The sequence below is a fragment of the Nostoc sp. genome (genome assembly GCF_036917555.1).
Taxonomy (GTDB): domain Bacteria; phylum Cyanobacteriota; class Cyanobacteriia; order Cyanobacteriales; family Nostocaceae; genus Nostoc.
This window is the reverse complement of record NZ_JBALDD010000006.1, coordinates 81,997-103,158: the sequence shown is the minus strand read 5'-3', so window position 1 is coordinate 103,158 and position 21,162 is coordinate 81,997. Positions and strand designations below refer to the sequence as shown.

General features: G+C 45.0%; 35 protein-coding genes. 33 read left to right on the top strand and 2 right to left on the bottom strand.

What is annotated here, in order from left to right:
• Window positions 1-132 precede the first annotated feature (132 nt).
• Entirely contained in the window at window positions 133-606 is a 474-nt protein-coding gene (locus tag V7K60_RS02175) for a GNAT family N-acetyltransferase (protein ID WP_334922548.1), read from the top strand.
• 35 nt (window positions 607-641) lie between these two features.
• Here the strand turns inward: V7K60_RS02175 and V7K60_RS02170 are convergent, their stop codons facing one another.
• The gene (locus V7K60_RS02170; RefSeq protein ID WP_292774912.1) at window positions 642-1,118 is read right to left on the bottom strand and encodes an NAD(P)H-quinone oxidoreductase subunit N; all 477 of its coding nucleotides are present in this window, start codon (window positions 1,116-1,118) and stop codon (window positions 642-644) included.
• Between the two features lie 929 nt (window positions 1,119-2,047).
• Here V7K60_RS02170 and rplC point away from each other — a divergent pair.
• The 31 genes from rplC (at window position 2,048) to prfA (ending at window position 20,083) form a co-directional block, all read left to right on the top strand.
• The gene (gene rplC, locus V7K60_RS02165; RefSeq protein ID WP_289799260.1) at window positions 2,048-2,680 is read left to right on the top strand and encodes a 50S ribosomal protein L3; all 633 of its coding nucleotides are present in this window, start codon (window positions 2,048-2,050) and stop codon (window positions 2,678-2,680) included.
• 90 nt (window positions 2,681-2,770) lie between these two features.
• The gene (gene rplD, locus V7K60_RS02160) at window positions 2,771-3,409 is read left to right on the top strand and encodes a 50S ribosomal protein L4 (protein WP_334922546.1); all 639 of its coding nucleotides are present in this window, start codon (window positions 2,771-2,773) and stop codon (window positions 3,407-3,409) included.
• Entirely contained in the window at window positions 3,402-3,716 is a 315-nt protein-coding gene (locus V7K60_RS02155) for a 50S ribosomal protein L23 (RefSeq protein WP_094349089.1), read from the top strand. The genes rplD and V7K60_RS02155 overlap by 8 nt, the downstream gene beginning before the upstream one ends.
• Window positions 3,717-3,818: 102 nt before the next feature.
• Window positions 3,819-4,682: a 50S ribosomal protein L2 gene (rplB, locus tag V7K60_RS02150; RefSeq protein ID WP_292729109.1), complete on the top strand. Its 864-nt coding sequence runs from the start codon at window positions 3,819-3,821 to the stop codon at window positions 4,680-4,682.
• A 93-nt stretch (window positions 4,683-4,775) separates the two neighbouring features.
• The gene (gene rpsS, locus V7K60_RS02145) at window positions 4,776-5,054 is read left to right on the top strand and encodes a 30S ribosomal protein S19 (protein WP_012410721.1); all 279 of its coding nucleotides are present in this window, start codon (window positions 4,776-4,778) and stop codon (window positions 5,052-5,054) included.
• A 108-nt stretch (window positions 5,055-5,162) separates the two neighbouring features.
• Window positions 5,163-5,519, top strand: a complete 357-nt coding sequence (rplV, locus tag V7K60_RS02140; protein ID WP_069070777.1) for a 50S ribosomal protein L22 — start codon at window positions 5,163-5,165, stop codon at window positions 5,517-5,519.
• Window positions 5,520-5,573: 54 nt separating this feature from the next.
• Window positions 5,574-6,353 (top strand): 30S ribosomal protein S3, encoded by a 780-nt coding sequence (rpsC, locus tag V7K60_RS02135; protein ID WP_334922544.1) that lies wholly within the window; start codon window positions 5,574-5,576, stop codon window positions 6,351-6,353.
• A gap of 132 nt (window positions 6,354-6,485) precedes the next feature.
• Window positions 6,486-6,911: a 50S ribosomal protein L16 gene (gene rplP / locus V7K60_RS02130; protein WP_012410718.1), complete on the top strand. Its 426-nt coding sequence runs from the start codon at window positions 6,486-6,488 to the stop codon at window positions 6,909-6,911.
• Window positions 6,912-6,914: 3 nt separating this feature from the next.
• Window positions 6,915-7,142 (top strand): 50S ribosomal protein L29, encoded by a 228-nt coding sequence (gene rpmC / locus V7K60_RS02125; RefSeq protein ID WP_179068334.1) that lies wholly within the window; start codon window positions 6,915-6,917, stop codon window positions 7,140-7,142.
• Between the two features lie 6 nt (window positions 7,143-7,148).
• Window positions 7,149-7,397, top strand: coding sequence for a 30S ribosomal protein S17 (gene rpsQ / locus V7K60_RS02120; protein ID WP_094349093.1), 249 nt, complete (start codon window positions 7,149-7,151; stop codon window positions 7,395-7,397).
• Window positions 7,398-7,443: 46 nt separating this feature from the next.
• Entirely contained in the window at window positions 7,444-7,812 is a 369-nt protein-coding gene (gene rplN, locus V7K60_RS02115) for a 50S ribosomal protein L14 (RefSeq protein WP_069070772.1), read from the top strand.
• The gene (gene rplX / locus V7K60_RS02110; protein WP_069070771.1) at window positions 7,812-8,165 is read left to right on the top strand and encodes a 50S ribosomal protein L24; all 354 of its coding nucleotides are present in this window, start codon (window positions 7,812-7,814) and stop codon (window positions 8,163-8,165) included. The genes rplN and rplX overlap by 1 nt, the downstream gene beginning before the upstream one ends.
• Before the next feature lie 96 nt (window positions 8,166-8,261).
• A complete protein-coding gene (gene rplE / locus V7K60_RS02105; RefSeq protein WP_292774910.1) occupies window positions 8,262-8,810 on the top strand; it encodes a 50S ribosomal protein L5 in 549 nt (182 codons plus the stop codon).
• A 20-nt stretch (window positions 8,811-8,830) separates the two neighbouring features.
• Window positions 8,831-9,232 carry a 30S ribosomal protein S8 gene (gene rpsH, locus V7K60_RS02100; RefSeq protein WP_094349096.1) on the top strand — a complete coding sequence of 134 codons (402 nt, stop codon included), beginning with the start codon at window positions 8,831-8,833 and terminating at the stop codon, window positions 9,230-9,232.
• A 79-nt stretch (window positions 9,233-9,311) separates the two neighbouring features.
• On the top strand, window positions 9,312-9,860 hold the full coding sequence (gene rplF / locus V7K60_RS02095; protein ID WP_114081987.1) for a 50S ribosomal protein L6: 549 nt from the start codon (window positions 9,312-9,314) through the stop codon (window positions 9,858-9,860).
• A 2-nt stretch (window positions 9,861-9,862) separates the two neighbouring features.
• Window positions 9,863-10,225, top strand: a complete 363-nt coding sequence (gene rplR, locus V7K60_RS02090) for a 50S ribosomal protein L18 (RefSeq protein WP_334922542.1) — start codon at window positions 9,863-9,865, stop codon at window positions 10,223-10,225.
• A gap of 93 nt (window positions 10,226-10,318) precedes the next feature.
• A complete protein-coding gene (gene rpsE, locus V7K60_RS02085) occupies window positions 10,319-10,846 on the top strand; it encodes a 30S ribosomal protein S5 (protein WP_334730166.1) in 528 nt (175 codons plus the stop codon).
• A gap of 103 nt (window positions 10,847-10,949) precedes the next feature.
• A complete protein-coding gene (gene rplO / locus V7K60_RS02080; protein ID WP_334922540.1) occupies window positions 10,950-11,393 on the top strand; it encodes a 50S ribosomal protein L15 in 444 nt (147 codons plus the stop codon).
• A 74-nt stretch (window positions 11,394-11,467) separates the two neighbouring features.
• Window positions 11,468-12,778, top strand: a complete 1,311-nt coding sequence (gene secY / locus V7K60_RS02075) for a preprotein translocase subunit SecY (protein WP_334922539.1) — start codon at window positions 11,468-11,470, stop codon at window positions 12,776-12,778.
• A gap of 2 nt (window positions 12,779-12,780) precedes the next feature.
• Window positions 12,781-13,335, top strand: coding sequence for an adenylate kinase (locus V7K60_RS02070; RefSeq protein ID WP_334922537.1), 555 nt, complete (start codon window positions 12,781-12,783; stop codon window positions 13,333-13,335).
• A 176-nt stretch (window positions 13,336-13,511) separates the two neighbouring features.
• On the top strand, window positions 13,512-13,736 hold the full coding sequence (gene infA, locus V7K60_RS02065) for a translation initiation factor IF-1 (protein WP_006276978.1): 225 nt from the start codon (window positions 13,512-13,514) through the stop codon (window positions 13,734-13,736).
• Between the two features lie 117 nt (window positions 13,737-13,853).
• Window positions 13,854-13,967 carry a 50S ribosomal protein L36 gene (gene rpmJ / locus V7K60_RS02060; RefSeq protein WP_015129703.1) on the top strand — a complete coding sequence of 38 codons (114 nt, stop codon included), beginning with the start codon at window positions 13,854-13,856 and terminating at the stop codon, window positions 13,965-13,967.
• A 115-nt stretch (window positions 13,968-14,082) separates the two neighbouring features.
• On the top strand, window positions 14,083-14,463 hold the full coding sequence (gene rpsM, locus V7K60_RS02055; protein WP_104906411.1) for a 30S ribosomal protein S13: 381 nt from the start codon (window positions 14,083-14,085) through the stop codon (window positions 14,461-14,463).
• A 51-nt stretch (window positions 14,464-14,514) separates the two neighbouring features.
• Window positions 14,515-14,910 (top strand): 30S ribosomal protein S11, encoded by a 396-nt coding sequence (gene rpsK, locus V7K60_RS02050; RefSeq protein ID WP_012410703.1) that lies wholly within the window; start codon window positions 14,515-14,517, stop codon window positions 14,908-14,910.
• Window positions 14,911-15,220: 310 nt separating this feature from the next.
• On the top strand, window positions 15,221-16,168 hold the full coding sequence (locus V7K60_RS02045) for a DNA-directed RNA polymerase subunit alpha (protein ID WP_104906412.1): 948 nt from the start codon (window positions 15,221-15,223) through the stop codon (window positions 16,166-16,168).
• 32 nt (window positions 16,169-16,200) lie between these two features.
• Entirely contained in the window at window positions 16,201-16,551 is a 351-nt protein-coding gene (rplQ, locus tag V7K60_RS02040; RefSeq protein ID WP_069070759.1) for a 50S ribosomal protein L17, read from the top strand.
• A 111-nt stretch (window positions 16,552-16,662) separates the two neighbouring features.
• On the top strand, window positions 16,663-17,511 hold the full coding sequence (truA, locus tag V7K60_RS02035; protein WP_334922533.1) for a tRNA pseudouridine(38-40) synthase TruA: 849 nt from the start codon (window positions 16,663-16,665) through the stop codon (window positions 17,509-17,511).
• 116 nt (window positions 17,512-17,627) lie between these two features.
• Window positions 17,628-18,089, top strand: coding sequence for a 50S ribosomal protein L13 (gene rplM / locus V7K60_RS02030; RefSeq protein ID WP_012410699.1), 462 nt, complete (start codon window positions 17,628-17,630; stop codon window positions 18,087-18,089).
• Window positions 18,089-18,505 (top strand): 30S ribosomal protein S9, encoded by a 417-nt coding sequence (rpsI, locus tag V7K60_RS02025; RefSeq protein ID WP_229547641.1) that lies wholly within the window; start codon window positions 18,089-18,091, stop codon window positions 18,503-18,505. Before rplM ends, rpsI begins: the two co-directional genes overlap by 1 nt.
• A 133-nt stretch (window positions 18,506-18,638) precedes the next feature.
• Window positions 18,639-18,881, top strand: a complete 243-nt coding sequence (gene rpmE, locus V7K60_RS02020) for a 50S ribosomal protein L31 (protein ID WP_109011936.1) — start codon at window positions 18,639-18,641, stop codon at window positions 18,879-18,881.
• Window positions 18,882-18,985: 104 nt separating this feature from the next.
• Window positions 18,986-20,083, top strand: a complete 1,098-nt coding sequence (prfA, locus tag V7K60_RS02015; RefSeq protein WP_334922530.1) for a peptide chain release factor 1 — start codon at window positions 18,986-18,988, stop codon at window positions 20,081-20,083.
• Window positions 20,084-20,092: 9 nt separating this feature from the next.
• On the opposite strand, the gene V7K60_RS02010 is transcribed toward prfA, so the two are convergent.
• Window positions 20,093-20,539, bottom strand: a complete 447-nt coding sequence (locus V7K60_RS02010) for a hypothetical protein (RefSeq protein ID WP_334922528.1) — start codon at window positions 20,537-20,539, stop codon at window positions 20,093-20,095.
• A gap of 244 nt (window positions 20,540-20,783) precedes the next feature.
• Between V7K60_RS02010 and V7K60_RS02005 the strand changes: the two genes are divergently transcribed.
• Window positions 20,784-21,146, top strand: coding sequence for a helix-turn-helix domain-containing protein (locus V7K60_RS02005; protein WP_229497738.1), 363 nt, complete (start codon window positions 20,784-20,786; stop codon window positions 21,144-21,146).
• Window positions 21,147-21,162 lie beyond the last annotated feature (16 nt).

Here is a 21,162-nt window from a genome sequence, read left to right as displayed (position 1 = left end):
AGCCCCTTTCCCCCTGCAAGAACTGCGGTCTAAATGATAAGTTGTTTAGCCGGACACGATATAAGTGAATAAAAACTAATACTTCACTGCAAGGCATTCTTTCCTTTTTGTGCTTTTTGTGCTTGAAAGCTTATGCTGATCCGCCCCGCCACAATAACCGACGTACCCGCAGTTTTACCAATGGTTGCCCAAATTTGTGCTTTGCATGAGTCTTGGGATTCCGCCAAGTATGGTTTTCTACCGCATCCAGAACAGCGTTATGAGCAATGGTTGACGCGTTTGACAAATAGCGATCGCAGTGTATTTCTGGTATCCGAAAATGAAGGGCAAATTGTAGCTTTTATGGTGGCAACAGTTGAGCGAGAAATACCAATTTATCGGTTACAGGAATTTGCTTTTATTCATGATATCTGGGTCGAGCCAGAATATCGCCAAAACGGAATTGCGCGGCAGATGGTGATGCTAAGTGTTGAACGCTTTCATCAGATGGGCGTCAAGCAAATTCGTCTAGATACAGCAATTGCTAACGAGGCTTCACGGCGGTTATTTGCATCTTGTGGTTTTCGATTCAGCATTATTGAAATGCTGATTGAATTGAGTCATTAGTCATAAGCAAATGACTAATGACTAATGACAAAGGACTAACTAGCTAACAGAGTTTTTTCTAGAGAAGTCCAACGGAAAGAGCGATCGCCACCCCTCTCAATGATTACTCTCACTCGTGGTTCTAGTTGAGGCAAATTCGTCAAATACTCAAGTTCCTCATTGGAAAGAATATGCCCTTCAATAATCCACAAGACCAGCCCCTTTGATTTTGGTGGTAGCTGTTCTAAATGAGAATTGAGAATTGGTGGAAGATAGTACACTTGACCGACTGCCGCACCGCTACCAGTACTTTTTTTACCAAGATGAGGAGGTCTGACTCCATGAATTCTTGTGAGATAGGCAGCTACATCACCCAGTCCTTTAGCAGTAATGTGAAGGGTAGTATAGCCAGCTGCCCGTAGTCGGCGCTGATATCGACCTTCATAACCCCCTTCCAGAGGTACATACACTCCAAGAGCGCCAAATTTTTCCAGATCGCGGATTAAACCGTTGCCAGTGGTAATTAGTGCCATAGATTTTCGTCTTATCCCACTTAGATATCTCTATTATTTACCCTGAACTGATAGATTAAAAGCATTTTTTTGGGCATTGGGCATTGGGCATAGTTATTCTCCCTTGTCCTCCTGCTTCCCTCACTCCCTAAAAATAGCTCTATAAATTACTGGACAAACATAAATAAATAATTTATATTATTAGATTGTGACCAAAAACGCAAATTAGGTTGACTTTTTACTGTCATTCTGAAGTAGTGTTAGCATCAAAAGCTGATGACTTAATCCAAATTGGATAATTTAACTCAGAGCGATCGTAGACTGGTAAACTAAGAAAGCTTTCAGGTCAACATTAGAGCTTATGGAAGAATAACAAAGTTAATCCTAAGCTCCAAGGTACATTTACTCCTATGCCTCTAAAAAAGCAGGCAAAAGCTTAAACAATAGTTTAAGGTGTTTAAGGAAGTAAAGACTGAGCAGCAATGTTGGTTTTATGGCATTACGTCAGTCTCAGTTAACGGATACTGGGCGGTAATAACCGCTTAAGTCCAACTGCAACACGGCAGTAGCCAATCTCCGGGAAGCCGCCCTTCGGGCGTGTACAAATCGGAAAACCCGCCGACAGCGCTGCCTCCAGAAAGTGCCAGAGCAATTGCTTGGACGAAAGCATTGCTGCACACAGCTTAAAGCTGTAGCGCCTTGCATTGATTCCAGAAGTTACTCCTTCCCAACGGGAAGAAACTTGTGGCTGTTCTGGTGATCTAATCAGTGAAGCTAAACAGATTCACCAAGCAGTACGGACACGGTTTGTTGTGTCCGAAAGCATTTGGAGCGGTTTATTGAAACCATTCTAAATTTCGCAGGCTAACCCAGCCTAAACTGATGCGTACAAAGCGTGTCCTCTAGAGTCCAATTCCAAGGTCAGCAAGTAGAAAGGAGAACCAGTTACTGTGTCTGTAGGTATTCTCGGCACCAAGCTGGGCATGACCCAAATATTTGACGAAGCAGGAGTATCTATTCCTGTAACTGTCATTCAAGCAGGGCCATGCACCGTTACACAAGTTAAAACGAAAGAAACCGACGGTTACTTTGCCATTCAAGTTGGTTATGGCGAAGTCAAACCCAAGGCACTAAACAGACCTCTACTGGGTCATTTGGCTAAATCATCTGCCCCAGCATTGCGTCACTTAAATGAATATCATACCGATAGCTCTAGTGATTATGCTTTAGGTCAAGAGATTAAAGCAGATATTTTTAGCGCTGGTCAAATTGTTGATGTCGTCGGTACAAGCATCGGTCGCGGCTTTGCGGGAAACCAGAAGCGCAACAACTTTGGTCGCGGGCCAATGTCACACGGTTCCAAAAACCACAGAGCACCCGGTTCTATTGGTGCTGGTACAACACCCGGTCGTGTCTATCCAGGTAAGCGGATGGCAGGTCGTTTAGGTGGAAAACGTATTACAATCCGCAAGCTGACGATAGTGCGAGTTGACCCAGAACGCAACTTATTGCTAATTAAAGGAGCCATTCCTGGTAAACCAGGCGCTCTAGTAAGTGTTGTGCCTGCAAAAATAGTGGGATAGTTAAAAGTCATTAGTCAGTAGAGACGCGATTAATCGCGTCTGTACAATGGTCATTGGCTAAGGACAAATGACAAAGGACAAATAACAAAGATGGTTGAAAGCGTAGTTAAAAATTGGCAAGGAGAACAGGTCGGCGAGACGACCTTCGAGTTGCGCGTTGCCAAGGAAGAAACAGCGTCTCATATTGTGCACCGCGCCTTAGTAAGGCAATTGACTAATGCTCGTCAAGGAAATGCCAGTACAAAAACTCGTGCGGAAGTCAGAGGTGGCGGTCGTAAACCTTGGCGACAAAAAGGTACTGGTCGCGCTCGTGCAGGGTCTATTCGTTCACCATTGTGGCGTGGTGGTGGTGTGATCTTTGGACCAAAGCCCAGAGACTTCGACCTGAAGTTGAACCGCAAAGAGCGACGTTTAGCACTGCGGACAGCATTTATCGGTCGTATTGATGACTTGATCGTAGTAGAAGAATTTAGCACCGAGCTATCTCGCCCGAAAACTAAAGAATTAGTAGCAGCACTTGCCCGTTGGGGAGTAGTACCAGAAAGCAAGTCACTGTTAATTTTGTCTGAAATTGCGGATACAGATAACGTTTATTTATCAGCCCGCAACATTGAAAATTTAAAACTAATTGCAGCCGACCAGCTAAATGTTTTTGATTTACTGCACGCTGACAAAATTGTAGTTACGGCATCAGCCCTAGAAAAAATTCAGGAGGTCTACAGTGCCTAGCTTTGACCCCCGCGACCTTGCTGACTTAGTGCGTCGTCCAATCGTCACCGAGAAAGCGACCATTTTGATGGAGCAAAACAAGTACACCTTTGAAGTAATTCCAAAGGCATCTAAGCCAGAAATAAAGGCTGCGATCGAAGACTTGTTTCAGGTCAAGGTTGTAAAAGTCAACACCATCTTACCACCGCGCAAAAAGCGGCGCGTTGGTAAATTTATTGGTTATAAACCCCAATATAAGCGAGCGATCGTCACCGTCGCACCTGGGGATGAAGACAAGATTAGACAAGTTTTATTCCCAGAAGTCTAAAAAAGTTATGAGTTAGGAGTTAAGAGTTACTGAACTCAAAACTTAAAACTCAGCACGGGCTAAACCCTAGCTATCCGCTAACAGCACTCAGCACTTAAAAATATGGGTACTCGTTCTTATCGCCCTTATACCCCCAGCACTCGCCAAGTTACAATCTCTGACTTTGCGGAAATTACCAGAACCGAGCCAGAAAAATCCCTAACAACCTCGAAGCATCGCGCCAAAGGTCGGAATAATCACGGACGGATTACTAGTCGTCGCCGGGGTGGCGGACATAAACAACTTTATCGGATCATCGATTTTAAAAGGGATAAACATAATATTCCTGCAAAAGTTGCAGCAATTGAATACGATCCTAACCGCAACGCCAGAATTGCCCTTTTGTATTACCAAGACGGCGAAAAACGTTACATCCTTCACCCCAACGGGTTGAAAGTTGGAACAATAATTATTTCTGGGCCTGAAGCACCTTTTGAAGATGGTAATGCTTTACCGCTCTGGAAGATTCCTTTGGGTACTAGTGTTCATAACGTAGAATTCACTCCTGGTAAAGGTGGTCAAATCGTCCGTGCTGCTGGTGCTAGCGCCCAAGTCGTGGCAAAAGAAGGTAATTATGTAACTCTCAAGTTGCCATCAGGAGAAGTCCGCTTGATTCGACGCGAGTGCTACGCCACTATTGGGCAAGTAGGCAACACCGATGCAAGAAACCTGAGTGCAGGTAAAGCCGGACGAAATCGCTGGAAAGGTCGCCGTCCTAAGGTTAGAGGTAGCGTCATGAACCCAGTCGATCACCCACATGGTGGTGGTGAAGGTAGAGCGCCTATCGGTAGATCGGGGCCTGTTACACCTTGGGGTAAACCCACATTGGGTGCGAAGACACGCAATCGCAAGAAACTTAGCAGCAAGTTGATTGTGCGTCGTCGTCGTAAGTCTTCTAAACGCGGTCGCGGTGGTCGTGAATCTTAAAGAGTTAGAAGTTATGAGTTATGAGTTGAATCTAACTTATTAACTCCTAACTCCTCACTCCTAATTCCTAAATCCTAAATCCAAAATTGAACTATGGGTCGTTCTCTAAAAAAAGGTCCTTTCGTTGCGGATCATCTCTTAAAGAAAATTGAAAAGCTCAACGACAACAACAGAAAAGAAGTTATTAAAACTTGGTCACGAGCTTCGACAATTTTGCCCCTAATGGTAGGTCATACCATAGCTGTTCACAACGGACGACAACACGTTCCAGTTTTTGTAAATGAACAGATGGTAGGACACAAGTTGGGTGAATTTGCCCCGACACGCACCTACAGGGGTCATGGAAAAAGCGACAAAAAAGCAGGTAGGTAGTTATTAGTCATTGGTCATTTGTCATTGGTCATTGGTCATTAGTTATTAGCTTTCGACAAAAGACAAAGGACAAAAGATAAAAGACGAAGGACAAAATTGGAGAAAATTATGGCTACTAATACTACTGAAGTAAAAGCGATCGCTCGTTTTATCCGCATCTCGGCCTACAAAGTGCGTCGCGTACTCGATCAAATCCGCGGGCGATCTTACCGAGAAGCGTTAATTATCCTGGAATTCATGCCCTATCGCGCTACTGAACCCATCTTGAAAGTTCTCAGAAGCGCTGCTGCCAATGCTGAACACAACGCTGGGTTAGATCGGACTCAACTAGTGATTACTCAGGCTTATGCTGATCAAGGACCGCCGTTGAAGCGCTTCCAGCCAAGGGCGCAAGGTCGAGCTTACCAAATTCGCAAGCCGACGTGTCATATTACTGTGGCTGTTGCAGCCGCCCCAGAAAAATAAGCTTTTTTTACACGAATAAATTGCGTAAAGTAAGAAATTTTAGAGGAAGCATTCGTGGGACAGAAGATTCATCCAGTTGGTTTTCGCCTGGGTATTACACATGAACATCAATCCCGTTGGTTTGCTGTTCCTGATCGCTATCCAGAACTTCTACAAGAAGATTACAAACTCCGTCAATACATAGAACAAAAGCTGGGTAGACAGGCTCAAAACAACGCCGGTATTTCTGAAGTACGGATTGAGCGCAAAGCTGACCAAATCGACTTAGAAGTACGCACAGCTAGACCAGGCGTAGTCGTGGGTCGTGGTGGACAAGGTATCGAATCCTTACGTACCGGACTCCAAGGACTGTTGGGTAGTAATCGCCAAATTCGCATCAATGTAGTTGAAGTTCAACGGGTTGATGCTGATGCCTACCTAATTGCCGAATACATTGCTCAACAATTGGAACGTCGAGTTTCCTTTCGGCGGGTAGTGCGGCAATCGATTCAACGTGCCCAACGCGCTGGTGTCCAAGGTATTAAAATCCAAGTTAGCGGTCGCCTCAACGGTGCAGAAATTGCCCGGACAGAGTGGACTCGTGAAGGTAGAGTACCTTTACATACCTTACGGGCTGACATTGACTACTCTTATTGCACGGCAAAAACTGTTTACGGCATTTTGGGTATCAAAGTATGGGTGTTTAAGGGAGAAATTATTCCTGGACAGGAAGAGACACCCCTACCACCAGCCAGCCGCGAACGCGAACGTGACCCCCGCGATCGCGATCGTGAACCTCGTCGCCGTCAACAACGTCGTCGCCAGCAATTTGAAGACCGCTCAAATGAAGGATAAATCGTCATTAGTCATTAGTCATTAGTCATTAGTAAATGGCAGATGACAAATGACAAAGGACGTCACGTGCTTCACTTGGGGAGACCCCAAGACCGTAGTGGCTCACAAATGACAAATGACAAGTAACAAACCATGTTAAGCCCTAGAAGAACTAAATTCCGCAAGCAACAGCGCGGACGGATGGAAGGACTAGCCACCCGTGGTAGTACCCTCAACTTCGGTGATTTTGCACTCCAAGCTCAAGAACCTGCTTGGATTACCTCGCGTCAAATCGAGGCTTCCCGTCGGGCGATGACTCGTTATATTCGTCGGGGTGGACAAATCTGGATTCGGATTTTCCCTGATAAACCTGTAACCATGCGTCCTGCTGAAACCCGGATGGGTTCCGGTAAAGGTAATCCAGAGTTTTGGGTAGCTGTAGTCAAGCCAGGACGAATTTTGTTTGAAATCGGTGGAGTTTCTGAAGAAATCGCCCGTGAAGCGATGCGTTTGGCTTCATTTAAACTGCCCATCAAAACTAAGTTTATTGTGCGCTCTCAACCACAAGAGCAGGAGTAGCTTATGCCTCTTCCCAAGATTTCAGAAGCTAGAGAATTAAGTGACGAGAAGCTCTCTGATGAAATTGTCGCGATCAAAAGACAACTATTTCAGTTGCGCTTGCAAAAAGCCACCAGACAACTAGAAAAGCCCCACCAGTTCCGACAATTGCGCCACCGCCTAGCCCAATTGCTGACGCTAGAAACAGAACGCAAACGGGCAGCAAGTCAATCGGCTAAAGAAAAAAAGTAGGAGATTATGGCAGTTAAAGAACGAGTTGGCTTGGTAGTGAGCGATAAAATGCAAAAAACTGTGGTAGTGGCCATAGAAAACCGCGCTCCTCACCCCAAGTACGGCAAGATTGTAGTCAACACCCAACGATATAAGGTTCACGACGAAGAAAATCAGTGTAAAGTAGGCGATCGCGTTCGCATTCAGGAAACTAGACCCCTGAGTAAAACTAAGCGCTGGAAAATCACAGAAGTCCTGAACGTCAAGCCTACTTAAACCTCATCGTTGTTAGAAACTAACAACATTACAAGGGAGAATAATTGTGATTCAACCCCAGACTTACCTAAATGTCGCAGATAATAGCGGCGCCCGCAAACTGATGTGCATCCGCATCTTAGGTGGAGGCAACCGCCGTTATGGTTTTATCGGCGATAAAATTATCGCAGTTGTCAAAGATGCTACACCCAACATGGCTGTAAAAAAGTCTGATGTTGTGGAAGCAGTAATTGTTCGGACTCGTAAAGCTGTAAGTCGTGACAGCGGCATGAGTATTCGCTTTGATGATAACGCCGCTGTAATCATCAACAAAGACGGTAATCCCAGAGGTACACGGGTTTTTGGCCCAGTTGCACGGGAACTACGCGATAAAAACTTTACCAAAATTGTTTCTCTGGCTCCGGAGGTGCTTTAATGGCAACCAAACAGGGTACGCCCAAAGTATTCCACAAAATGCACGTCAAAACTGGTGACACCGTACAAGTGATTGCTGGCAAAGACAAAGGAAAAGTTGGCGAAATTACTCAGGCACTTCCCCAACTGAGTAAAGTTATCGTCAAAGGTGTCAACATTAAAACCAAGCACGTCAAACCCCAGCAAGAAGGGGAATCAGGGCGAATTATTACCCAAGAGTTCCCGATTCATAGCTCCAATGTGATGCTTTATTCCACTAAGCAAAACGTTGCCAGTCGTGTTGGTTACACTTTTACCTCAGAAGGCAAAAAGGTCAGAAAACTCAAGAAAACTGGCGAAATTCTCGATAAATAAGAATTAGTCAACTTGAGATTTTAGATTTTAAATTTAATCTAAAATCAAAAATTAAAGCTTCCCTGACCAAGCCCAGGGATATCAGGACAAAAAACTATGCCGACAACAAGACTCAAAACCTTATATCAAGAGACAATCGTCCCCAAACTGATCAATCAGTTTCAATATACCAACGTTCATCAAGTACCGAAGTTGGTTAAGGTTACGATTAACCGAGGTTTGGGTGAAGCAGCTCAAAATGCGAAGTCACTAGAGGCATCTATCAACGAGATTGCCGTGGTAACAGGTCAAAAACCAGTGGTGACACGGGCGAAAAAGGCGATCGCTGGCTTTAAGATTCGTCAAGGGATGCCTGTGGGGATCATGGTGACACTCAGAGCCGAACGGATGTATGCCTTTTTTGATCGGTTAGTTAGCCTGTCACTACCCAGAATTCGAGATTTTCGCGGCGTTAGCCCTAAAAGCTTTGACGGACGCGGTAACTACACTCTGGGTGTGAGAGAACAGCTAATTTTTCCAGAAGTCGAATACGACAGCATCGATCAAGTGCGTGGGATGGATATTTCCATCATCACCACAGCAAAAAACGACGAAGAGGGACGCGCCTTACTTAAAGAATTAGGAATGCCCTTTCGCGATCAATAAGTTCATCTATAGAGGGAACGATGGCGGCTAACGACACAATTGCAGATATGCTGACGCGCATCCGCAATGCCAACCTGGCGCGGCATCAAACTACACAAGTGCCAGCGACAAAATTGACCCGGAGCATTGCCAAAGTGCTACGGGAGGAAGGCTTTATTGCTGAAATCGAAGAAGCAGAAGAAGGGGTAAAACGCAATCTGGTGATTTCCCTAAAATACAAGGGGAAAAACCGTCAGCCTCTGATCACCGCCTTAAAACGGGTCAGTAAGCCTGGCTTGCGTGTTTATTCAAATCGAAAAGAATTACCAAGGGTACTAGGCGGCATTGGCATTGCCATTATTTCTACATCCAGTGGGATTATGACTGACCGCGAAGCGCGGCGTCAGAACTTGGGTGGCGAAGTACTTTGTTACGTTTGGTAGTCATTGGTCATTAGTCATTTGTCATTAGTGAAAGACAAAGGACAAAAGGCAAAGGACAAATAACAAAGGACAAAAAGTCATGTCTCGTATTGGTAAACGTCCAATTACTATTCCCGCCAAAGTTGAAGTGGCGATCGATGGTACGAATATTGTGGTGAAAGGACCCAAAGGAGAACTTTCTCGCACTCTCAGAGATAATGTCTCACTCTCTCAAGAGGGGGAAATATTACACGTAAATCGTCGGGATGAAACTCGAACATCGAAGCAATTGCACGGCTTGAGCCGCACTTTAGTTGCCAACATGGTCGAGGGAGTTTCCCAAGGTTTTCAGCGCCGTTTGGAAATTCAAGGTGTTGGTTACAGAGCACAACTTCAAGGGCGTAACCTAGTTTTAAATATGGGTTATAGCCATCAAGTGCAAATTGAACCACCAGATGGAATTCAGTTTGCCGTAGAAGGTACCACTAACGTCATTGTCAGCGGCTATGACAAAGAAATTGTAGGTAACACAGCCGCCAAAATTCGTGCCGTTCGTCCACCAGAACCTTACAAAGGTAAAGGCATTCGCTATGCCGGTGAAGTGGTCAGACGGAAAGCTGGTAAGACTGGTAAGGGTGGTAAGAAGTAGAAATGAAACTTACTCGTAGAGAATCAAAAAACCGTCGTCATCGACGCGTTCGCGGCAAAGTGATTGGCTCACCAGAACGTCCGCGTTTAGCGGTATTTCGTTCTAATGAGCATATTTATGCCCAGCTAATTGATGATACTCAGCATCAAACCATCGTGTCCGCATCGACTGTAGAACCAGAGTTGAAATCTAGTTTAGCGTCATGTGCAAACCGCGATGCATCGGTGCAAGTTGGTAAGTTGATCGCAGTGCGATCGCTAGAAAAAGGCATCACCAAAGTAGTCTTCGATCGCGGTGGTAACTTATATCATGGTCGTGTCAAAGCACTAGCTGATGCAGCACGCGAAGCTGGTTTAGATTTCTAAAGTCATTGGTCATTAGTCATTAGTTATTGGACAAATGACAAAGGACAAATGACAAATGACAACTGACAAATGACGTTCACCAGAGCATAAATTATGGCAACAGAGCGTAAAAGTAGAACAAAGCGTGCCAAAAAAGAAGAAACCACTTGGCAAGAGCGGGTTATCCAAATCCGACGCGTAAGTAAAGTGGTCAAAGGTGGTAAGAAACTCAGCTTCCGAGCGATCGTTGTCGTTGGTAACGAACGTGGTCAAGTTGGTGTCGGAGTAGGCAAAGCCTCAGATGTAATTGGCGCCGTCAAAAAAGGCGTAGCCGATGGCAAAAAACACCTCATTGATGTCCCAATCACCAAATCCAACTCCATCCCCCATCCCATTGATGGTGTCGGTGGCGGTGCAAAAGTGATTATGCGTCCAGCCTCACCTGGTACTGGGGTAATTGCTGGTGGTGCTGTACGAACTGTGTTGGAATTGGCAGGAGTTCGTAACGTCTTAGCCAAGCAACTTGGCTCCAACAATCCGCTCAATAATGCTAGAGCCGCAGTTAATGCCTTATCTACACTGCGTACCCTTTCTGAAGTCGCCGAAGATCGCGGTATTCCTATTCAAAATCTCTACATCTAATTTAGTCATTAGTCATTGGTCATTAGTCATTAGTGAATAACAAAGGACAAATGACAAATGACAAACGACAAATGACAAACGACAAATGAGAACTTGATAACTTATGAGACTCCATGATGTTAAGCCGCAAAAAGGCTCAAAGAAACGCAAGAAGCGTGTAGCTAGAGGTATTTCTGCCGGTCAAGGCGCTAGTGCTGGTTTAGGTATGCGGGGTCAAAAATCTCGTTCTGGTAGTGGTACCCGACCAGGTTTTGAAGGTGGTCAACAGCCATTGTACCGCCGCTTACCTAAGCTGAAGGGCTTTCCGATTGTTAATCAGAAGATTTACACTACGATTAATGTAGAGAAGCTAGCCTCCCTTCCCGCTAATACGGAAGTAACTTTGAACTCATTGAAAGCGGCAGGTATCCTGACTGCTGTCAAAGGACCATTGAAAGTTTTAGGTAACGGGGAATTGAGCATTCCGCTCAAAGTACAAGCGGCAGCTTTTACAGTTTCAGCTCGTAGCAAAATTGAGGCAGCTGGTGGTAGTTGTGAAGTCTTATGAGTGAGCCGGAACAGCGCACTTAAATGCAAGCCAACTCGCTGCCAGTGCTTGGTTCACTATAAAGGTAGCACTCTATGATCAGTCGAGATAAAGCCCCAACGGCTCAAGAAACTTTTATGCAGATGGCGCAGGCAGCTGGCCTCAGAGGTAGGCTGCTTGTCACCGTCGGTATTTTAATTTTGGTTCGCCTGGGTATTTTCTTACCCGTACCAGGGATTGATAGACCGAGATTTGCCGAAGCTATATCGGGCAGTAATTCCATATTCGGCTTATTGGATATATTTTCCGGGAGAGGACTTTCGACTTTGGGAGTCTTTGCTTTAGGGATTTTGCCCTTCATTAATGCGTCTATTATCATCCAATTGCTGACTGCGGCGATTCCATCTTTAGAAAATTTACAGAAAAATGAAGGCGAAGCCGGTCGGCGAAAAATATCGCAAATTACCCGCTATGTCACTGTAGTTTGGGCAATTCTTCAAAGTACAGCTTTTTCGGCATTATTCCTCCAGCAATTCGCCTTAAAGCCAGGGCCGATATTTGTCGCTGAAACTGCGATCGCTCTGACAGCTGGTTCGATGTTCGTCATGTGGGCATCAGAACTGATTACAGAACGGGGAATTGGTAACGGAGCATCATTGTTGATTTTTGTCAACATTGTCGCTTCTTTACCAAAAGCTTTGGGCGATACCATCGACTTGGTGCAAGTTGGCGGTAGGGAAGCAGTCGGTCGCGTGATCGTGCTGATCTTAGTTTTCCTAGCGACAATTGTTGGTATTGTGATTGTCCAGGAAGGAATGCGCCGCATCCCAATTATTTCGGCTCGTCGCCAAGTAGGTCGGCGAGTTTTGGCAGAGCAACGTAGCTATCTGCCCCTGCGGTTAAATCAAGGCGGCGTAATGCCAATTATTTTTGCTGCTGCCATCCTTAGCTTGCCACTGCTGATCGCCAATTTTACTAAAAATGCCGAATTGGCGAATATAGTTAACACTTATTTGAGTCCAGGCGGTTCTAGCTCCTGGGTCTATGCCTTGGTGTACATGGTTTCCATCGTTTTCTTCAGCTATTTTTATTCTTCGTTGATTCTCAACCCAGTAGACGTAGCGCAAAACTTGAAGAAAATGGGTTCTAGTATTCCTGGAATTCGTCCCGGTAAGGCAACTAGCGAGTATATCGAACGCGTTTCCAACCGACTAACTTTTTTGGGTGCGATCTTTTTGGGCTTTGTTGCCATTATCCCCACAGCCGTAGAAAGCGCTTTGAATGTGAAAACTTTCCGGGGCATAGGTGCAACCTCGTTGTTAATTTTAGTTGGTGTGGCAATTGAGACAGCCAAACAAGTCCAAACTTATGTCATCTCTCAGCGCTATGAAGGAATGGTGAAATAATAGTGACGCGATTAATCTTCTTGGGGCCACCTGGAGCGGGTAAAGGAACACAAGCTCAAACCTTGGCTGAACACTTGAATATTCCCCATATTTCTACTGGTGAAATATTGAGACAAGCCATGAAAGAGCAGACTCCTTTGGGAATCAAAGCTCAAAGTTATGTCGATAGCGGCGAGTTAGTACCCGACCAGCTAGTGGAGGACTTGGTACAGGAGCGCCTCAGCCAACCAGATGCCAAAAATGGTTGGATTCTGGATGGCTTTCCCCGAAAAGTGACCCAAGCAGCTTTTCTGGAGAAGTTGTTGAAAGCAATACATCAAGGTGGCGAAAGGGTAGTCAATCTAGATGCACCAGATGAAATTGTGATCGCACGTTTGCTAGCTAGAGGACGAAAAGATGATACGGAAGAGGTTATTCGTCGTCGTTTAGAAGTATATCGTGCTGAAACTGCACCTCTAATTGATTATTATGGCGATCGCGAAAAACTCCTAACAGTCAATGGCAATCAGTCCCAAGAAGATGTCACTGGTGAACTACAAAAGGTAATCGCTTTCTGAAAAGAAGGGGAATAAGGAGTAGATAATTCCCTACTACCCACTTCCCCCTACCAAGAAGAAGATCAATTTTAGCTAAGATATATTAATAAACTGTTGATATATTTCTTAAAATGTGTTTCTTTGCAGATGAAGCGCTGCAACTGAACACGAAATTGTTGAGTTGAGGAAAAAACAAATTGTCTAAGCAAGATTTGATTGAAATGGAAGGCACGGTTACAGAGTCCTTGCCCAATGCGATGTTTCGCGTTGACTTGGACAATGGCTTTAACGTGCTGGCACACATTTCCGGCAAGATTCGCCGAAATTATATCAAGATTTTGCCCGGCGATCGCGTCAAGGTAGAGTTAACTCCCTACGACTTGACCAAAGGCAGAATTACCTATCGACTACGAAAGAAGTAAGTATATGTAGAGAATTTTACCATAAAACCATTTTTTTGACTGTTTATTAGTCATTCAACTGGATTAACTTCCCTAGAAATGCTATAATTTTATATTTGGAGTCAAAAAATAAAAGGCATGAAAGTTAGAGCTTCAGTCAAGAAAATTTGTGAAAAGTGTAACGTGATCAAACGTCGTGGTCGCGTCATGGTGATCTGCGTGAACCCCAAGCACAAACAACGTCAAGGATAACGCTCTTACCAACAGAGCCAGTTGCAGGACGCATATCATCATTAAAACGAAAAGACGCGATTAATCACGTTTTTCCAACCAACAGTAATTGCGAGAACAATAGGGAGAGTTCATTGTGGCACGTATTGCCGGAGTAGACCTTCCACGCGATAAGCGCGTCGAGATCGGTCTGACTTACATTTACGGAATTGGTTTATCACGTTCTCAAGAAATTATAGCGGCTACTGGTGTGAACCCAGATACTCGCGTTAAGGACTTAAGTGATGCCGATGTGACAGCCCTACGAGGGGAAATCGAAACCAACTATCAAGTTGAAGGCGACTTGCGGCGCTTGGAGTCTTTGAACATCAAGCGCTTAGTTGACATTGGTACCTACAGAGGTCGTCGTCATCGCATGGGCTTACCAGTCAGAGGACAAAGAACTCGCACCAATGCTAGAACCCGTCGAGGCAGAAGGCAGACAGTGGCTGGGAAGAAGAAGGCTCCAGGGAAATAATTTTGCAATTGCTAATCCGAGCAAGTTTTACCTTAAATCAACTAAACAAGTATGGCGAGACAACCAACTAAAAAATCCGGGAGCAAGAAGCAGAAACGGAATGTACCCAGTGGGATGGCCTACATCCAGTCTACTTTCAACAATAGCATTGTCACCATTACCGATCAAAATGGAGATGTGATCTCCTGGGCTAGTGCTGGTTCTAGCGGTTTTAAGGGAGCAAAAAAGGGAACTCCCTTTGCAGCACAAACCGCTGCTGAAAGTGCAGCCCGTCGAGCTATTGATCAAGGAATGCGCCAAATTGAAGTAATGGTCAGTGGGCCAGGAGCAGGTAGAGAAACCGCTATCCGGGCACTTCAAGGAGCAGGACTGGAAATTACACTGATTCGGGATATTACCCCGATTCCTCACAATGGTTGTCGTCCACCTAAGCGCCGTCGAGTTTAAATACCAAGACTTGGGCAGTGAGGAGGAAAAGTTACATCCAGTAATGACCGCTTGAGCGTCTAACGTGCAAACTGTCATTGGGTGAAAACTTGGGCGACCAGAAGCACATCAGATTTTCCCGCCGGGAAAGCTGTTAAGCTTCGGGCTACCGAAAATATTATTAGCGCCTGCAAGCTCAATGGGAGTGTCAAACTATACCGTAATTTTATACTAATAGTTTGATATACCTATAATCTACAGGACATAAATTCAATTCTGGAGGCAATTGATTTGTCTGCTAGCAGCACCTTAGAAAAAGGGAGGCTCATCCGTGGCGCAGTTTCAAATTGAATGTGTAGAGTCGAATACTGACGAAAGTCGGAACCATTACAGTAAATTTGTTCTGGAACCTCTAGAACGCGGTCAAGGAACAACTGTTGGCAACGCACTGCGGCGGGTTTTACTGTCTAACCTAGAAGGTACAGCAGTTACAGCCGTGCGGATTGCAGGCGTTTCACACGAGTTTGCTACAGTTCCAGGCGTGCGGGAAGATGTGCTGGAAATCCTCATGAGAATGAAGGAAGTTATCCTGAAAAACTATTCTTCGCAGCCTCAAATTGGTAGATTACTCGTTAGCGGCCCTGCAACAATCACTGCGGCGCATTTTGATTTGCCCAGTGAAGTAGAGATCATAGATCCGACTCAGTATGTAGCCACAATCGCTGAGGGTGGAAAGCTGGAAATGGAATTTCGGATCGAGAAAGGCAAAGGCTATCGCACAGTAGAGCGAGGACGTGAGGAAGCCACATCTTTGGATTTTCTCCAAATCGACTCGATATTTATGCCAGTGCGAAAAGTCAACTACAGTGTTGAAGAATCTCGTGGGGAAGGCTTGATTCCAAAAGACCGACTACTGTTGGAAGTTTGGACAAATGGCAGTATTTCTCCCCAGGAAGCACTATCTTCGGCCGCTGCGATCTTGGTAGATTTATTCAACCCGTTGAAAGACATCTCCCTAGAACCAACAGACACAGGTTCGGATATTCCAGACGACCCAACTGCCCAGATACCCATCGAAGAGTTACAACTTTCTGTGCGGGCATATAACTGTCTCAAACGGGCGCAAGTTAATTCTGTGGCAGATTTGTTGGATTATACCCAAGAAGACCTCTTAGAAATTAAGAACTTTGGGCAGAAGTCAGCAGAAGAAGTTGTGGAAGCTTTGCAGCGACGCTTGGGCATCACCCTGCCAATGGAAAGAGGCTCTAAACACCCTTAAGAAAAACCGTTCATAATTCATAGTGCATAATTATGCGTCACCGTTGTCGCGTCAAAAAACTCAGTAAACCAGCCGATCAACGCCGTGCTTTATTGCGATCGCTCGCCACCGAACTGATCCGTCATGGTAAGATCACCACCACTTTAATTAGAGCGAAAGTTCTGCGAAGTGAAGTGGAAAAAATGATTACCCTAGCCAAAAATGGCTCCTTGGCAGCACGCCGGGAAGCCCTTGGCTATATCTTCGACAAACAACTGGTTCACGCTCTATTTGAGCAAGCTCCAACTCGATATGGCGATCGCCAGGGCGGTTATACCCGCATCCTGCGTACCGTACCGCGTCGGGGTGATAATGCAAAAATGGCAATAATTGAATTGGTTTAAGTCATTTAGTCATTGGTCATTAGTGAATAACAAAGGCCAACTGACAAATGACAAAAGACAAAAGACATAGACGCCCTTTGGCGGCTTCCCGTAGCGTAGGACAAAATCTGTATGTTAGAAAGCCACCAGCCTACACAAACTCATCGAGTAGCCTTGGTAATCCAATACCTGGGCACTCATTTTCATGGCTGGCAAAGGCAAAAACAACACCGGACAGTCCAAGAAGAGATCGAAATTGCGATCGCTACTATTCTTGGGCATCATGTGACATTACATGGTGCTGGGCGAACCGATTCAGGAGTTCATGCTGCTGCTCAAGTAGCCCATTTTGAAGCTACAGGTTTAATTCCGCCTCACAAGTGGGCAACAATCCTCAACAGCTATCTGCCGCCAGATATATTAATCAGGGCTTCAACTAGTGTCGATAACCGTTGGCACGCTCGCTTTAGTGCAGCCTATCGACGGTATCGCTACACAATATATACTGAAGATCGACAAAACTTGTTTGTAAGACCCTTCAGTTGGCATTATTATTATGCACCCCTGGATGAATCTTTAATCCAAGCTGCCTTGAAACCTCTCTTGGGAAAACATCACTTAGCTGCTTTTCACCGTGCAGGCTCAAAGCGATCGCATTCCTGGGTAGAGGTGCAAGCAGCAGAGTGTCGTCGCAGTGGGCCATTTATCCATATTGAAATACAGGCAGATGGATTTTTGTATGGCATGGTACGGCTGTTGGTAGGGATGCTGGTACAAGTAGGTTCTGGACAACGAACACTTTCTAGCTTCACCGAACTCTGGAAAGAACAACGCCGGGAAGAAGTGAAATACGCCGCACCGCCTCAAGGCTTGTGCTTGTTGCGAATCGGCTATCCCGATTTTCCCTTTCCAAAAGAGATTTGGTACGACACCTTGCCAAAGTTCGTCACTAGTCAAGAGTCATTAGTCATTGGTCAGTAGAGACGCGATTAATCGCGTCTCTACAATGGTCATTAGTGAATAACAAAGGACAACTGACAAATGACTAATGACAAATGACTAATGACAAATTAAAAATGACAAAGGACAAATGATAAATGACAACAGTTAAAACATACCTTCCTTCTCAAGCAACCCTTGAGCGTGAGTGGTACATAGTAGATGCCACCGATAAACGCCTTGGTCGCCTCGCTAGCGAAATCGCTCAGGTATTGAGAGGCAAAAAGAAACCCGAATATACACCTCATCTAGATACAGGTGACTTCGTAATCGTCATCAATGCCGAGAAAGTAGCAGTCACAGGCAAAAAGCGCACTCAAAAGCTTTACCGCCGCCATTCTGGTCGCCCCGGCGGGATGAAAACGGAAACTTTCGCTAAACTGCAAGACCGCATACCAGAGCGAATTTTAGAACAAGCTGTTAAAGGTATGCTACCTAAAAATAGCCTCGGTAAGCAGCTGTTCACCAAGTTGAAAGTTTACGCTGGGCCTACGCATCCCCATGATGCTCAAAAACCTAAAGAACTAAAAGTTAGTACAATTCCTGGAGAAGAAAATTAATGGTAGTAGCAGATGCTAATAGCGGTCGCGCCGTATACTGGGGTACTGGTCGTCGTAAGAATGCAGTAGCAAGGGTACGCTTGGTTCCAGGCACCGGTCAACTGACTGTGAATGGTAAAGATGGAACCTTGTATTTCCAATTCAACCCCAACTACCTGGGAGTGATCAAAGCACCCCTGGAAACTCTGGGACTAGAAAACGAATATGACATTTTGGTGAAAGCAGAAGGCGGCGGCTTGACCGGACAGGCTGATTCTGTCCGTTTGGGAGTTGCTCGTGCTTTGTGCCAACTAGACCCAGACAACCGCCCACCTTTGAAAACCGAAGGTTATTTGACTCGCGATCCGAGAGCAAAAGAACGGAAGAAATATGGTTTACATAAAGCTCGGAAAGCGCCTCAGTACTCTAAGCGTTAGGGTATGGGGCATGGGGCATTGGGCATTGGTTTCTTCCCACTGCCTCATATCCCTCATCTGCCCACTCTCCACTCCCTAGCTCCAATTGAAACCTGAAAGTTATAATTTATATAGATTCATCACAAAAAGAACAATGGCTAAAGCTGATATTCACCCCAAGTGGTATCCAGATGCTAAAGTTTACTGCAACGGTCAAGTTGTTATGACCATTGGCTCTACCAAGCCAGAATTGCACGTAGATGTTTGGTCTGGAAATCACCCATTTTACACCGGTACTCAGAAGATTATTGACACTGAAGGTCGAGTAGAGCGCTTCCTCCGCAAGTACGGCATGAGCAGCACTCAAACATCTGGCGACGATCAAAACAAAAAGTAGCGGGTTGGCTCTGCTGTTAACGACGGCCCTGCATCAGCTGGGTCGATTTTCATTTATATGCTCGAGCCAATTTGTTATTTTTTTAAGGAGCGATCGCACTCGTCATGGCTGAATCATACTTACTGGATAAACTAAAATCCGTTGAGCAAACCTTTAATGAGTTAACACGTCGTCTTGGCGACCCCGATACCGCTAGCAATCCTGATGAGTATCAAGAAATTGCTAAGTCTCGTTCTTCTTTGGAAGAGGTAGTTAATACCTATGAAATTTGGAAAGCAGCCCAAGAAGACTTGAGTGGAGCGCGTCAGGTTTACAAAGAATCTGCCAGTGACCCAGAGTTGCAAGAAATGGCAGCACTGGAAGTAAAGGAACTTGAACAAAAAATAGAATATTTAGAGTCTCGCTTGAAAGTTTTACTGCTACCACGCGACCCCAATGATGAAAAGAATATCATGTTGGAAATTCGCGCTGGTACTGGTGGCGATGAAGCGAGTATTTGGGCTGGCGATTTGATGCAGATGTACACCCGCTATGCCCAGACTCAAGGTTGGAAAGTTTCTCTAGTGAGCGAATCTCGAGGAGAAATGGGTGGCTGGAAAGAGGTGATTCTAGAAATTAAAGGTAATGACGTTTACAGCCAGTTGAAGTTTGAAGCTGGAGTGCATCGTGTGCAGCGCGTACCGGCAACTGAATCTGGGGGACGGGTTCATACTTCCACAGCTACTGTGGCGATTATGCCAGAGGTCGATGATGTGGAAATTCATATTGACCCGAAAGATATTGAAATGACCACAGCTCGTTCTGGCGGTGCTGGTGGACAAAACGTCAACAAGGTGGAAACAGCCGTTGACTTGATGCACAAACCAACCGGAATACGCATTTTCTGTACAGAAGAACGCAGCCAGTTGCAAAACAAAGAACGGGCGATGCAAATTCTGCGGGCGAAGTTGTATGAAATCAAGTTAAGCGAACAACAGGAGGCTGTAACTTCCATGCGGCGATCGCAGGTTGGTACTGGATCGCGATCGGAAAAAATTCGCACTTATAATTATAAAGATAACCGCGCTACTGACCACCGCTTAGGTCAGAATTATTCTCTTAACCCTGTTCTGGAGGGTGATTTAGAGACGCTTATCCAATCTTGCATATCTCTAGACCAGCAAGAACGTCTCGCGGAGTTAGCGACTTCTGCCGCTAACTAATTTTTATTGTTAAATATCCTGTAAAACCACTTTTTGTGCAGTTGCTTTTAACACACATAAGTGGTTTTCTAATATTTCGTGAAGTGCATCTTCCATTTCACTGGGATAATGGTAATAGGCAAATTCGTACTTCATAACGTAATTTAGCTTCGCCCATTCCTTCAGGGTTTGGCAGGTATAAATTAACTTTTCTGCTTCTTCTTGCCAACGCGCAAAAATCCGGTAGCTAAAAAAGCTGCTGCATACGTTACCTTTTGCATCCCAGTAGGAAATACATATCTGATGCTTCAGACGGTGGATTTTCTTGATTTGCTTCACGTCGTAGCCTTTAGCTTTCAGGGCTTCTTGCGCTTCAGCCTCCGAAATATGCCACTGTTCTGGTTTAATTTTATTAGTGGCTATAAGGTTTTTACCTTTGCGGCGATATTGATTAAGTTTGCGTGGCTTGTGAAACATGATGCACCGTCTTCGTATATTGATTGGCAGTAATACCCTTACTAGCTTCCTTGCCTTAACAAGCGAAGTCTTTTAAGCTAAAAATTACTGGGTTAGCAGTTCCTGCTTTATTACAGTTACATATTAAATATATGACTAACAGGGGTAGTTAGTCTAGATTAACAAAGTATAACGTTAGATAAATTCATACAAACTAATAAACGTATAAGTAAACTTGTAAATACAGTTGAGTAACTACCAAGCCGTGAATACAGAAGGTAGAGAGAAACTGGTAGAAATCGTCAAAACAACTCGTGGCTCCATGAGTCAGAGAGCCTTTGGTAAGCTTTTGGGAGTTTCTACTACCGCTGTTCAGTCGTGGGAAAGAGGTGACAGCGTTCCAGATACTGAAAACTTGGCAAAAATTGCAGCAAGAGCCGGTTACACCTTAGAGCAGTTACTCGGCTACTTAAATGGCAAGCCACTACCAGAAAACTCAGATTTGAGCCTGATTCTTAGACAAATCAAGTATATGCCTCTGAGTCAAGTGGCTCAGATTGTTCAAGCTGCGGCAGATAGATTGGCTGCTGTGGCTGAAGCATCTGGGGATGAAGCTAAAGCAAGTTGAATATTTGTTCAAGATT

Excerpts from the sequence above, each read along its gene's own strand:
- rpsQ (WP_094349093.1), top strand. The coding sequence starts at position 7,149 with ATGGCAGTTAAAGAACGAGTTGGCTTGGTAGTGAGCGATAAAATGCAA.
- rpsE (WP_334730166.1), top strand. The coding sequence starts at position 10,319 with ATGGCAACAGAGCGTAAAAGTAGAACAAAGCGTGCCAAAAAAGAAGAA.
- rplD (WP_334922546.1), top strand. The coding sequence starts at position 2,771 with ATGGTTGAAAGCGTAGTTAAAAATTGGCAAGGAGAACAGGTCGGCGAG.
- rpsH (WP_094349096.1), top strand. The coding sequence starts at position 8,831 with ATGGCGGCTAACGACACAATTGCAGATATGCTGACGCGCATCCGCAAT.
- rplO (WP_334922540.1), top strand. The coding sequence starts at position 10,950 with ATGAGACTCCATGATGTTAAGCCGCAAAAAGGCTCAAAGAAACGCAAG.
- rpmC (WP_179068334.1), top strand. The coding sequence starts at position 6,915 with ATGCCTCTTCCCAAGATTTCAGAAGCTAGAGAATTAAGTGACGAGAAG.
- V7K60_RS02170 (WP_292774912.1), bottom strand. The coding sequence starts at position 1,118 with ATGGCACTAATTACCACTGGCAACGGTTTAATCCGCGATCTGGAAAAA.
- rplF (WP_114081987.1), top strand. The coding sequence starts at position 9,312 with ATGTCTCGTATTGGTAAACGTCCAATTACTATTCCCGCCAAAGTTGAA.
- rplM (WP_012410699.1), top strand. The coding sequence starts at position 17,628 with ATGACAACAGTTAAAACATACCTTCCTTCTCAAGCAACCCTTGAGCGT.
- truA (WP_334922533.1), top strand. The coding sequence starts at position 16,663 with ATGTTAGAAAGCCACCAGCCTACACAAACTCATCGAGTAGCCTTGGTA.
- rpmE (WP_109011936.1), top strand. The coding sequence starts at position 18,639 with ATGGCTAAAGCTGATATTCACCCCAAGTGGTATCCAGATGCTAAAGTT.
- rpmJ (WP_015129703.1), top strand. The coding sequence starts at position 13,854 with ATGAAAGTTAGAGCTTCAGTCAAGAAAATTTGTGAAAAGTGTAACGTG.
- rpsI (WP_229547641.1), top strand. The coding sequence starts at position 18,089 with ATGGTAGTAGCAGATGCTAATAGCGGTCGCGCCGTATACTGGGGTACT.
- rplP (WP_012410718.1), top strand. The coding sequence starts at position 6,486 with ATGTTAAGCCCTAGAAGAACTAAATTCCGCAAGCAACAGCGCGGACGG.
- rplX (WP_069070771.1), top strand. The coding sequence starts at position 7,812 with ATGGCAACCAAACAGGGTACGCCCAAAGTATTCCACAAAATGCACGTC.
- rplB (WP_292729109.1), top strand. The coding sequence starts at position 3,819 with ATGGGTACTCGTTCTTATCGCCCTTATACCCCCAGCACTCGCCAAGTT.
- rplR (WP_334922542.1), top strand. The coding sequence starts at position 9,863 with ATGAAACTTACTCGTAGAGAATCAAAAAACCGTCGTCATCGACGCGTT.
- rplE (WP_292774910.1), top strand. The coding sequence starts at position 8,262 with ATGCCGACAACAAGACTCAAAACCTTATATCAAGAGACAATCGTCCCC.
- V7K60_RS02010 (WP_334922528.1), bottom strand. The coding sequence starts at position 20,539 with ATGTTTCACAAGCCACGCAAACTTAATCAATATCGCCGCAAAGGTAAA.
- V7K60_RS02175 (WP_334922548.1), top strand. The coding sequence starts at position 133 with ATGCTGATCCGCCCCGCCACAATAACCGACGTACCCGCAGTTTTACCA.
- secY (WP_334922539.1), top strand. The coding sequence starts at position 11,468 with ATGATCAGTCGAGATAAAGCCCCAACGGCTCAAGAAACTTTTATGCAG.
- rplQ (WP_069070759.1), top strand. The coding sequence starts at position 16,201 with ATGCGTCACCGTTGTCGCGTCAAAAAACTCAGTAAACCAGCCGATCAA.
- rpsS (WP_012410721.1), top strand. The coding sequence starts at position 4,776 with ATGGGTCGTTCTCTAAAAAAAGGTCCTTTCGTTGCGGATCATCTCTTA.
- rplV (WP_069070777.1), top strand. The coding sequence starts at position 5,163 with ATGGCTACTAATACTACTGAAGTAAAAGCGATCGCTCGTTTTATCCGC.
- rpsK (WP_012410703.1), top strand. The coding sequence starts at position 14,515 with ATGGCGAGACAACCAACTAAAAAATCCGGGAGCAAGAAGCAGAAACGG.
- prfA (WP_334922530.1), top strand. The coding sequence starts at position 18,986 with ATGGCTGAATCATACTTACTGGATAAACTAAAATCCGTTGAGCAAACC.